We start from the raw sequence: 10,157 nt of genomic DNA on the forward strand, positions 1-10,157 counted from the left end.
GGGGTCGTCGTCGTGCAAGCGGGAGCGCGGGCTCAGTCCATCGTCGAGCCGATGGTCGTGGAGCCGGTCGTCAGGAACGTCGTCGCGGGCAGGGAGCCGTCCGCCCGGCGCGCTCCGTACGCAGTGGTCGCGGCCGTCGACCTGAAGTGCGGCGTGGCGATGCCGCTGTCCCAGTTGTTGCCGGCCGAGACCGTCGAGGAGCCGAGCTTCGCCGCTCCGCCCTTGTCGGCGACGGCGAGATTCTTGCCGAGGCGGGCCGTGCCGGTCGCGAAGTAGAAGCCGCTCTGGGCGTTGGCGTACGTGGTGTTGCGGTTCAGGGCGATGGCGCCGGTGTTGGAGTTCTCGGTGAAGCCGTGCAGTGTGTTGTCCCAGGCCGCGTTGTTGTTGACGACGTGGGCGACGGACGCGCCCCCGCCGCCCAGCTTGAAGCCGTTGCCGTTGCCCTCGAAGGCCGCGTCGTTCCAGCGGTTCTCGCCGTTGCCGAAGGCCCAGGAGTGCTCGATGGTGACCGGAGAGGAGAACTGCCACAGGTCCAGGCCGTCGTCGGAGTTGTTGTAGAGCCGGGCTCCGGTGATCCGGTTCCCGGTCCCCGAGCCGAACTTGACGGCGATGCCGTCGGCGTTCTGTCCATGCCCGGCCGCGTCGTAGTTGCCGTGGCTGTCCAGGTTCTGTACGAGGTTGCCGGTGGTGCCGTCGCCGCGCAGGGTGAAGCCGGAGTCGCCGTTGTCCGCGGTGACCAGGTTCCTGAAAACACCTCCGACCGAGGATGTGGCGACGAATCCCTGGGCCGGGGAGTTGACGAAGGCCAGGTCCTGCACGGTCCAGTGGTCGCCGTAGATCCCGGCCAGCCAGGAGCCGGCGGGCAGCTTGGACCCGTCGATCCGCACCTTCTCGGCGCCGTACGCGCGCAAGGTGATGGGTGCGGAACTCGTGCCGTTCGCCGAGGACTTGAGGGTGGCGGCCGGATAGTAGGTGCCGCCGCGGACCTGGATCACGGTGCCGGCGGTGGCGTTCTTCACGGCCTGTTCGAGCTGGGCCGTGGTGGAGACGGTGACCGCTGCCGAGGCGGCCTGCGCGCCGCCGGTCGACAGTCCGAGGTAGACGCCGCCGGCCCCCGCGGCACAGGCGATGGCTGCGGCGATCGAGAGCGTACGGGTCCTGCGATGACGTCCGGTGCTCGGCAGCACGGAGCGTTCCTTTCCTAGGGGATCGGGGACGGAAACGGCTCGGAGGGGCCCGCTCCGGCCCGTTTCCGTCCACCAGTCGCCGCCGCGCCGGAAAGGGTTGCCGCGCTCACGTGCACCGCAGACCTCAACTTCCGAAACTTTCGGAACCACCGGCCTCACACGCACCCGTTGACGCCCTGCGTCCCTCCGGTGAGACTCCGAAGGCCGCTATCCAACAGAATCCCCCAGACTCCGACAGGAAGTGTCATGCGCCCCCGCATCGCCCGCACGCTCCTGCTCCCCTTCCTGGCCCTGACCGGCCTTCTGCTGACCCTCTTCAGCGCGCCACCCAGCACCGCAGACCCCGGAGCCCCACCCGTGAAGCACAGCAAGTACGCCGGTTATCTCTTCGCCTACTTCACCGGTGAGGGCACCGCCGACGGCGAGCAGATCCGCTACGCCCTCAGCCGCGGCAACGACCCGCTGCACTGGCGTGAGCTGAACGCCGGCAAGCCGGTGCTGACGTCCACCACCGGCGAGAAGGGCCTGCGCGACCCGTTCGTCATCCGCTCCCCCGAGGGCGACAAGTTCTACCTGATCGCCACCGACCTGCGGATGTACCAGGGTTCCAGCGGCAGCTGGGACCAGGTCCAGCGGCACGGCAGCAAGTCGATCATGGTCTGGGAGTCCACCGACCTGGTCCACTGGACCGATCAGCGACTGGTGAAGGTCTCCCCGGACAGCGCGGGCAACACCTGGGCCCCGGAGGCCTACTGGGACGACGAGCTCGACTCGTACGTCGTCTTCTGGGCGTCGAAGCTGTACGCCGACGACGACCCGGACCACAAGGGCGACACGTACAACAAGATGCTGTACGCGACCACGAAGGACTTCCGCACCTTCAGCGAGCCGAAGGTCTGGAACGACCCGGGCTACTCGGTGATCGACTCCACGGTGGTGAAGTACAAGGACGAGTACTACCGCTACACCAAGGACGAGCGCGACCCCGGCTCCGCCGGCCCCTGCTCGAAGTTCATCACCGGGGAGAAGTCCACCTCCCTGACCTCGACGACGTACGACTTCGTGGCCGACTGCATCGGCAAGGGCGCGATGGACCGCGGCGAGGGCCCGACGGTGTTCAAGTCGAACACCGAGAAGAAGTGGTACCTGTTCATCGACGAGTACGGCGGCCGCGGCTACATCCCCTTCGAGACCACCGACCTCGACTCGGGCACGTGGACCCCGTCCACGGACTACCAGCTTCCGGCGAGCCCGAGGCACGGCACGGTCCTGCCGGTGACACAGCAGGAGTACGACCGCCTGCTGGCCGCCTACCCGGTCACCTCCGCCTCGGTCGTGGACGCGACGGCGAAGCACCAGAAGGGCTACTCGATCGTCACGGACAGCGCCTCGAAGGTCGTCCTGCCCCTGAAGCCGGACGCCTCTCTGCGGGACCTCGCCCCGAAGCTGTGGGTCGGTGAGGGCGCGAAGCTCAGCCCCAAGTCCGGCACCCGGCGCGACTTCCGCACACCGCAGAAGTACACCGTGACGGCCGCCGACGGCACCAAGCGCACCTGGACGGTCGAGGCGGTCCGCACCCGCAGCCCGATCCTGCCGGGCCTGAACGCCGACCCCGACGTGCACTATCTGAACGGCCGGTACTGGATCTACCCGACCACGGACGGCTTCCAGGGCTGGAGCGGCACCACGTTCAAGGCGTACTCGTCGAAGGACCTGGTCAACTGGAAGGACCACGGTGTCATCCTCGACCTCGGGCCGGACGTGAGCTGGGCCGACAAGAACGCCTGGGCACCCGCGATCGCCGAGCGCGACGGTACGTACTACTTCTACTTCTGCGCCGAGCAGCAGATCGGCGTGGCGGTCGCCGACTCCCCCGCCGGCCCGTTCAAGGACGCGCTCGGCAAGCCGCTGGTGGCCAAGGGCGGTTCGCTCAAGGGCCAGATGATCGACCCGGCGGTCTTCACGGACGACGACGGCCAGGCCTACCTGTACTGGGGTAACGGCCACGGGTATGTCGTGCCGCTCAACGACGACATGGTGTCCTTCGACGCGTCGAAGGTGAAGGACATCACCCCGGACAACTTCCGCGAGGGCTCCTTCGTGATCAAGCGGAAGGGCACGTACTACTTCATGTGGTCGGAGGACGACACCCGCAGCGAGAACTACCACGTGGCGTACGCGACGGGACCGTCCCCGCTCGGCCCGTGGACCAAGCGCGGGACGATCCTTCAAAAGCGGCCCGAGTACGGCATCCTCGCCACCGGCCACCACTCGGTGGTGAACACCCCCGGCACCGACGACTGGTACATGGTCTACCACCGCTTCGCCCTCAACGGCCCGGGCCTGCCGGGCGGCGACGGCATGCACCGCGAGACCACCGTCGACCGCATGGAGTTCGCGGCGGACGGCACCATCGAGCCCGTGGTGCCGACGCTGGAGGGGATCAAGCCGGTCCGGCGGTGACGCCACCCGGCCTCAGCTGACGAAGTACGTCGGGTTCGGGAGCTTGTACGTCCGGTCGGCGTGACCGCCCTGGAGGTCCGAGTACTGGTCGCCGAAGTTGGCGATGATCTCGTACCCGAGGCCCTTCTCGATGTGCCCCCGGGTACCGGACTTGTACTGCACGGTCGTGCAGGTCCAGGTGCCCGGGCTGGCGCATCCGCTCAGGTAGGACGGCGGGTTGTCCTTGTCCTTGAGGAACATGTGGCCGGCGTCGAGGTTCACCTCGGCTCCGGCCTTCTTCAGGTTCTCCACGGCGGCGGAGCGCTGCGCCTCGCTCAGGCCCGAGTTGTAGAAGACCTCGACACCCTTGCGGTCCGCGTAGCGGACGAGCTCGGCGCTGCCGAAGACGGCGGGCCGGTCGGCCCGGTCGACGTAGGCGGCCCAGGTGGCGCTGTTGTAGCCGTAGTTGTTCTTCTTCTCGTAGTCGAGGCTGAGCAGCAGGGTGTCGTCGATGTCGAAGACGACGGCCGGCTTCTCGCCCTTGTGCAGCGCTTTACGGGCCGCCTTGTCGATGTACGCCCGGGCAGCGGTGTCGAGGCGGGCGAGGTCCTTGGCGTAGGGGCTGTCCGGGGAGGCCTGGTAGACGCCGTTCGCGTCGAGGGTGGTGCCGTAGTAGGTGTCGATGTCCTTGGCCAGCAGTCCGATGTTGTAGGGCTCGCGGGTGGAGTTCGCCGTCGACTGGCCGGCGGTGGCGGCGCCGGTCCCGTACAGGGTGACACCGGCGACGGCACAGGCCGCGGTGACCGCGGCGATACGCAGGGGCTTATGCGTGACAGGATTTCTACGCGCGTCACCCCCGAGGGCGCGAGACCCGCCGGGCAAAAAGCGGGTCAAGCGCCCCGGGCGGGACGGACCGGACGTCAGTCCATCGTCGCCCCGATGCTGGTGCTGCCCGTGGTGAGGAACGTGGTCGCGGGGAGCGCGCCGCCCGACCGGCGGGTGTTGTAGGCGGTCGAGGCGTTGGTGGACCGGAAGGCCGGGGTCGCGATCCCGGAGTCCCAGTTGTTGCCGGCCGACACCACCGACGAGCCCTTGTTCACCGACCCGCCGCCGTTGCTCACGGCGAGGTTCTTGCCGAGCCTGGCCGAGCCGGTCGCGAAGTAGTAGCCCCGCTTGGCGTTGGCGTAGGCGGTGGTCCGGTTGATGACGATGGCGCCCTTGTTGCTGTTCTCGGTGAAGCCGTTGCCGGCGTTGTCCCAGGCGGCCGAGTTGTTGACGACGTGGGCGACCACCTCCCCGTCCCCGCCCAGTTTGTAGCCGTTGCCGTCGCCCGCGAAGGCCGAGTCGCTCCAACGGTTCTTGCCGTTGCCGAACGCCCAGGTGTGCTCGACGGTGACCGGCGAGGAGAAGGACCAGAAGTCGAGGCCGTCGTCGGAGTTGTTGTACAGGCGGGCCCCGGTGATGAGGTTGCCGGAGCCGGAGCCGAACTTCACGGCGATGCCGTCGGCGTTCTCGCCGTGCGTGGCCTTGTCGTAGTGGCCGTAGGAGTCGAGGTTGCGCACCGTGTTGTTCACGGTGCCGTCGCCGGTGAGCGTGAAGCCGGAGTCGCCGCCGTCGATGGTCTTGATGTTGTTCCAGTTGGTGCCGGTGCAGGACTGGCAGACGACCGCGCTGTCCGGGGAGTTCTGGAAGGTGAGGTTCGAGACGTTCCAGTAGTCGGCGGTGAGCTTGAGGATCCAGTCTCCGGCGGGCAGGTTCGAGCCGTCGATCTTGACGGTCTCCGAGCCGTACGCCGTGAGGGTGACGGGCGACGAGGACGTGCCGTTGGCCGTGGACTGAAGGGTGGCCGTCGGATAGTAGGTGCCGCCGCGCACCTGGATGACGGTCCCCGGTGTGGCGTTCTTGATCGCGCCGGCCAGGTCGGTGGAGTTGCCGACGACGACGGTGGCGGCCTGGGCCTGGGTGGGGAGTACGGCGAGGCCGGCACCCAGGGTGAGGGCGGCCAGGGCGGCGAGGGCGCTACGACGAGACATGGGAGAGCGGTTCCTTTCTCGTACGGGTGGGGGGATGGCTCACAGGACGGAGTCGAGCCAGCGGAAGACCTCGTCCTGGAGGGGGTCGGTGAAGACGTGGCCGAGCTCCGGCCATGTCTTCAGCCGCAAGCGCTCCTCGGCGTGGCGGGACCGCCAGACGGCGCGCAGCTTGTCGTGGGCGACGCGCACGCCGTCCGCGGGGAACAGCGGGTCGAGCCCGCCGTTGAGGAAGAGCATCGGCCGGGGCGCGGCGATGCTCGCCACGTCGGGGATGTCGAGGTGCCGGGCGAGGCCGGGGTGGAGCATGTGGTACGCCGACTGCCCGCGCAGCGTGTTGTTGCCTCGCACCATCATCTCCTTCAGGCCGGTCATCCAGCAGATGCTCGCGGCGGCCGCGACGTGGTCGCTGAGGGCGGCGGTCTGCCAGGCCCGGTAGGCACCCATGGAGAAGCCGACGGCCGCGACCCGCCGGGCGTCCACCCGGTCGAGCCCCGCCAGGAAGGCGGCGGCCCGCTGGTCCTCCCGGGCCATGAGCCCGGCGAGCGAGGAGCCGAGGTTGTAGAAGTTGGCGGCCAGGGCCTGTTGTCGGTCGTAGGCGAGGGGGCCGCGGTCGCCCCAGCCGAGGGCGTCCAGGCAGAGCACCACATAGCCGCGCCGGACCAGTTCGTCCCCGACGAAGCGCCCGCTGAAGTACTTCTCCGCCCACACCCCGGCGGAGGCGAGACGCGTGTCGTCGTACCAGGGCCGGACGAGCTTCTCCTTGCCGATGTCGAACCTCGCGCCGTGGTCGTGCAGGAGCAGAACGGCGGGGAACGGCCCGGGGCCGTGCGGGGTGAGCAGGGCGCCGCGGACCCGTTCGTAGCGGGTGAGGGAGACGGTCACCAGCTCGCGGGTGTGGTCCCGCGCCCGGGAACGGCCGCCGAACTCCGGTGCGTACGGCGTCCCGTCCTGCCGCTCGACGAGGAGATGCTCCTCGACGGCGGCCCGGGCGGCATGCCGCCAGGCGCGGAACTCGCGGATCGGGGACCGGCCCCAGGCGAGCGGGAAGGTCAGGGCGTCCTTCAGTGCCGGGTGGAAGTCGGGCAGCGGGCCGTCCACGACCGCCGCCTCCGCCCTGCTCACCGCTCCCCCGCCCAGCAGCGCGGTCCCCGCCCCGACCACGAACGTCCGTCGTCCCAGGGCTTCATGCGCGTCCATGGGGCCTCCCGGCTCCGGCGTGCCGCAGTACGTACCGCTCGACCGCCGCCGAGGAGGTCAGGGCACGGTGGTCGTAGACGTCGGCGGGGTCCCAGCCGACGTCGTTCCCGAGACCGAGTGCGCTCGCCACGGCGTTCAGCCGGGCCGGCCGGCCGTTGAACCAGGAGCCGGTGTCGTGGAACTCCGCGCCCCCGTACGCGGCGACGGCGAGCGACGGCCGTGCGCCGGGATACCGGAAGACGTTGCGTTCGGAGAAGATCGCGGACTCCACGCCGGCGCCCAGGGCGTAGAGCGGCGACCGGCCCCGGTGGACGTTGTTGACGACGTGCACCTGCCCGAAGCGGACCCGCGGGGCGCGCTGCACGATGCCGGTGAACAGGTTACGGGCGAAGGTCACCTTGAGATGCCCGCGGTCGCGGTCGCCGCGTCCGTCGCCCGAGCCGATGAGGATCTCCTTGTCGTGGTCCTCGAAGCGGCTGTCGGAGACGGTGACGAGGTCGGAGCCGTCCTCGATGTCCAGCAGCCCGTCGTGCCGCTGCACCCGCTCGCCGTGGAAGCCGAGGGGTGCCTCGCGGTCGGGGAAGCGGCCGTCGGTGAAGGTGCAGTGGTCGATCCAGATGCTCCTGCCGGTGATCACGGTCATGGCGTCGAAGCGGGCGTTCCAGCTGCCCTGGGTGCCGTCGTCCGGGGACCAGCCGGTGAAGTGGTCGACGGGTGCTTCGAGGCGCAGGTTCCGCACGATTATGTTGCTGCCGGTGTTGACGGTCAGGAACACCCCGAGCAGCCGGGCGTCGCGACCGGCGCCTTCGAGCGTGGTGTTGCCCGGCACGGTGAGCTGGATCTGCGCCTTCTCCTTGTTCGACCCGGTCTGCCGCAGCTGCCGCTGCCGCTTGCAGTGGTCGAAGCGGGTGTCGGACCAGGCGGAACCGTCCTCGCCGAAGCAGGACATGTACCTGGCGAGGTCGTATCCGGGCGCGTAGTCCTGCTCGCCGAGCAGGGAGCCGTCGTCGCTCTCGTGGCCGTTGATGTCGCCCGCGACCCGGATCACCTTGGGCGCGGTCGGGTCGCCGTGGTTCGCGAGGGCGGCCTTGAGCTCGGCGCGCGTGTGCACCGTCCAGGTCCGGCCCCCCGCCCCGCCGGTCGTGCCGGGTCCGGTCGAAGCCCAGCCGGTGGGGGCGCGGTCGGTGGGGCCGCGGTCGGCGGCGCCGGCCGGTGCGGCCGGCCAGAGCAGGCACAGTCCCAGGAGGAGCGCGGCGGCCCTACGCATACGGCCGCCAGTCGCCGAGGTAGGTCTCCCTGGTGTGCGACCGGGCTTGTGCGCGGCTCAGCAGGGGCCGGTTCCCGGGGACCCGGACCGCCGCCCCCGGACCCGTGTTCCGGTACTCGGCGAACCGCATGCTCTGCCACGGATAGGGGTCCCGCATGTTCGTGTACGGGGCCACCGCGTCGATGCCGGGCCCGATCCGGGTCTCCCGCACGACCAGCGACGGCCACGCCGTGGTCTCGTACGACGGCACCCAGGGCCGGGCCAGTTTGTACGCCGCGTCCTCGGCGCCGGAGCTGATCCGGCAGCCCACGGCGAGGATGCCGTGCGGATTGGCCCGGGCCGTGGAGGGGGCGAAGACCATGCCCTTGGGCGTGAAGTCCACGTCCCGCGCGAGCGTGCGGAAGTGGCAGTGCTCGAACACCGCCGTGGCCCGTCCGAAGACGAAGTCGACGTCGCCCTCGATGTAGCAGTCGCGGAAGTACTGCCGGTCGAAGGTGTCCAGGGCGCCGGTCTCGACGAAGAGGGTGTCCTGGTGGGCCAGGAGCCGGACGTTCTCGAAGCGGGTCCGGTCGCCGTATGTGTACGCCGCCACGGCCTGTGTCCCCGTGATCTCGGGGTGGTCGGCGCGCAGCCAGTCGTTGGCCAGGGTCAGATCGCGGACGGTCAGCCCGGGCGCCGCCGAGGTGAAGGTGGCGGAGCCGGCGGTGCCGTAGGTGCCCGCACCGTCCGGTCTGGGCGTGCCGCCCGCGTTGTCGTGGACGATGACGGTGTCGCGTGGGTCCCTGCTCGCGCCCCTGAGGGTCAGTCCGGCCTTGGAGGCCGGGACGCTGACGACCTCGCGGTACGTCCCCGGGTGCACGACGACGGTCCAGTCCTGGCCGTGCACGGCGTCGACGGCGGCCTGGACGGAGGCGCCGGGGCGGACGTGCAGGACGCGGCGGCCCGCCGCGGCGAAGGCGGGTGCGGTGCCCGTGGCGACCAGCCCGGCGGTGATTCCGGTGAGGAGGGTGCGCCGGTGCATCAGCACACCTTCTTCCACGGCTCCCAGTCGCCGAGCCAGGCGGCGCGGGTCGCGGACCGGGCCTGCCGCGGGGTGAGCTGGGGCCGGTGGGCGGGGACCGTGACGGCCGCGCCCGGCCCGGTGTTGCGGTACTCGGCGAAGCGCTGGGCCTGCCACGGGTACGAGTCCGACATGTTGGCGTAGGGCGCGACCGCGTCGATGCCCGGGCCGAGCCGGGTGTCCCGCACGGTGAGCATGGGGCGGGCGGTGGTGTCGGAGCTGGGCACCCAGGGCCGGGCCAGCTTGTAGTAGCCGTCGGGTGCCTCGCTGCTGACGCGGCTGCGGGTCACCAGGTAGCCGAGCGGATTGGCATCGGCGGTCGACGGCGCGAAGACGAAACCGTAGGGGGCGCCGGCCAGGTCGGTGCGGGACAGGGTCCGGAAGTGGCACTGCTCGAAGACGGCGCTCGCCCGCCCGAAGACGAAGTCGACGTCGCCCTCGGCGTAGCAGTGGGTGAAGTACTGGCGGGCGAAGGTGCCCAGGGCCGTGGAGTCGGCGTACAGGGTGTCCTGGTGGCCGAGGAACCGGCAGTGCCGGAAGGCGGACCGGTCGCCCTGGACCTTGAGGGCGACGGCCTGGGTGCCGCTGGTCCCGGGGTGGTCGGCGCGCAGCCAGTCGTTGGCGAAGGTGATCCAGCGGGCACTGAAGCCGTCGGCCTGGACGGTGGTGGTGGCGGATCCGGTGGTGCCGTGGGTGCCGCCGCCCGGCTTGGGCGTCCCGGCCGCGTTGTCGTACACGACCACGACGTCACGGGGGTTCTCGCTCGCCCCGATCCAGGTCATTGCGGTGCGGGCGCGGTCGACAGCCACCGTCTCCCGGTAGGTGCCGGGGGCGATGACGAGGGTGCGCCCGGTCCCGTTCGCCGCGGCCACCGCGTCCCGGACGGTGGTGACGCACGCCGTCGGTCGTGCAGGTGGAAGAACAGCACCAGCCCAAGGACGGCGCCGATGAGAGCCGCGAGGTTGATTGTC

General features: G+C 70.3%; 7 protein-coding genes and 1 pseudogene. 1 reads left to right on the forward strand and 7 read right to left on the reverse strand.

The window, feature by feature from the left end:
- Positions 1 to 32: 32 nt before the first annotated feature.
- Complete coding sequence (locus ABZ281_RS21650; RefSeq protein ID WP_356657765.1) at positions 33 to 1,187, reverse strand: right-handed parallel beta-helix repeat-containing protein; 1,155 nt, start codon at positions 1,185 to 1,187, stop codon at positions 33 to 35.
- A 246-nt stretch (positions 1,188 to 1,433) separates the two neighbouring features.
- Here ABZ281_RS21650 and ABZ281_RS21655 point away from each other — a divergent pair, with 246 nt between their 5' ends.
- On the forward strand, positions 1,434 to 3,650 hold the full coding sequence (locus ABZ281_RS21655) for a family 43 glycosylhydrolase (protein WP_356657767.1): 2,217 nt from the start codon (positions 1,434 to 1,436) through the stop codon (positions 3,648 to 3,650).
- A 12-nt stretch (positions 3,651 to 3,662) separates the two neighbouring features.
- Here the strand turns inward: ABZ281_RS21655 and ABZ281_RS21660 are convergent, their stop codons facing one another.
- The 6 genes and pseudogenes from ABZ281_RS21660 to ABZ281_RS21685 all read right to left on the reverse strand — a co-directional run.
- Positions 3,663 to 4,448, reverse strand: a complete 786-nt coding sequence (locus tag ABZ281_RS21660) for an HAD family acid phosphatase (RefSeq protein ID WP_356657777.1) — start codon at positions 4,446 to 4,448, stop codon at positions 3,663 to 3,665.
- 101 nt (positions 4,449 to 4,549) lie between these two features.
- Entirely contained in the window at positions 4,550 to 5,662 is a 1,113-nt protein-coding gene (locus tag ABZ281_RS21665) for a chondroitinase-B domain-containing protein (protein WP_356657769.1), read from the reverse strand.
- Between the two features lie 39 nt (positions 5,663 to 5,701).
- Positions 5,702 to 6,859 (reverse strand): dienelactone hydrolase family protein, encoded by a 1,158-nt coding sequence (locus ABZ281_RS21670; protein ID WP_356657771.1) that lies wholly within the window; start codon positions 6,857 to 6,859, stop codon positions 5,702 to 5,704.
- The gene (locus tag ABZ281_RS21675; protein ID WP_356657773.1) at positions 6,846 to 8,126 is read right to left on the reverse strand and encodes a pectate lyase; all 1,281 of its coding nucleotides are present in this window, start codon (positions 8,124 to 8,126) and stop codon (positions 6,846 to 6,848) included. The genes ABZ281_RS21670 and ABZ281_RS21675 overlap by 14 nt, the downstream gene beginning before the upstream one ends.
- Positions 8,119 to 9,147: a pectinesterase family protein gene (locus tag ABZ281_RS21680; protein ID WP_356657775.1), complete on the reverse strand. Its 1,029-nt coding sequence runs from the start codon at positions 9,145 to 9,147 to the stop codon at positions 8,119 to 8,121. Before ABZ281_RS21680 ends, ABZ281_RS21675 begins: the two co-directional genes overlap by 8 nt.
- Positions 9,147 to 10,076: pseudogene (locus ABZ281_RS21685) on the reverse strand (pectinesterase family protein); the annotation flags it as partial. The pseudogene ABZ281_RS21685 and the gene ABZ281_RS21680, both read right to left, overlap by 1 nt.
- Positions 10,077 to 10,157: the final 81 nt, after the last annotated feature.

Origin of the sequence: Streptomyces sp. NPDC006265, assembly GCF_040613555.1 — a bacterium.
Taxonomy (GTDB): Bacteria; Actinomycetota; Actinomycetes; order Streptomycetales; family Streptomycetaceae; genus Streptomyces.

What these genes read in the sequence shown, in the direction of transcription:
- ABZ281_RS21655 (WP_356657767.1), top strand. Translation starts at nt 1,434, where the DNA reads ATGCGCCCCCGCATCGCCCGCACGCTCCTGCTCCCCTTCCTGGCCCTG.
- ABZ281_RS21665 (WP_356657769.1), bottom strand. Translation starts at nt 5,662, where the DNA reads ATGTCTCGTCGTAGCGCCCTCGCCGCCCTGGCCGCCCTCACCCTGGGT.
- ABZ281_RS21670 (WP_356657771.1), bottom strand. Translation starts at nt 6,859, where the DNA reads ATGGACGCGCATGAAGCCCTGGGACGACGGACGTTCGTGGTCGGGGCG.
- ABZ281_RS21675 (WP_356657773.1), bottom strand. Translation starts at nt 8,126, where the DNA reads ATGCGTAGGGCCGCCGCGCTCCTCCTGGGACTGTGCCTGCTCTGGCCG.
- ABZ281_RS21680 (WP_356657775.1), bottom strand. Translation starts at nt 9,147, where the DNA reads ATGCACCGGCGCACCCTCCTCACCGGAATCACCGCCGGGCTGGTCGCC.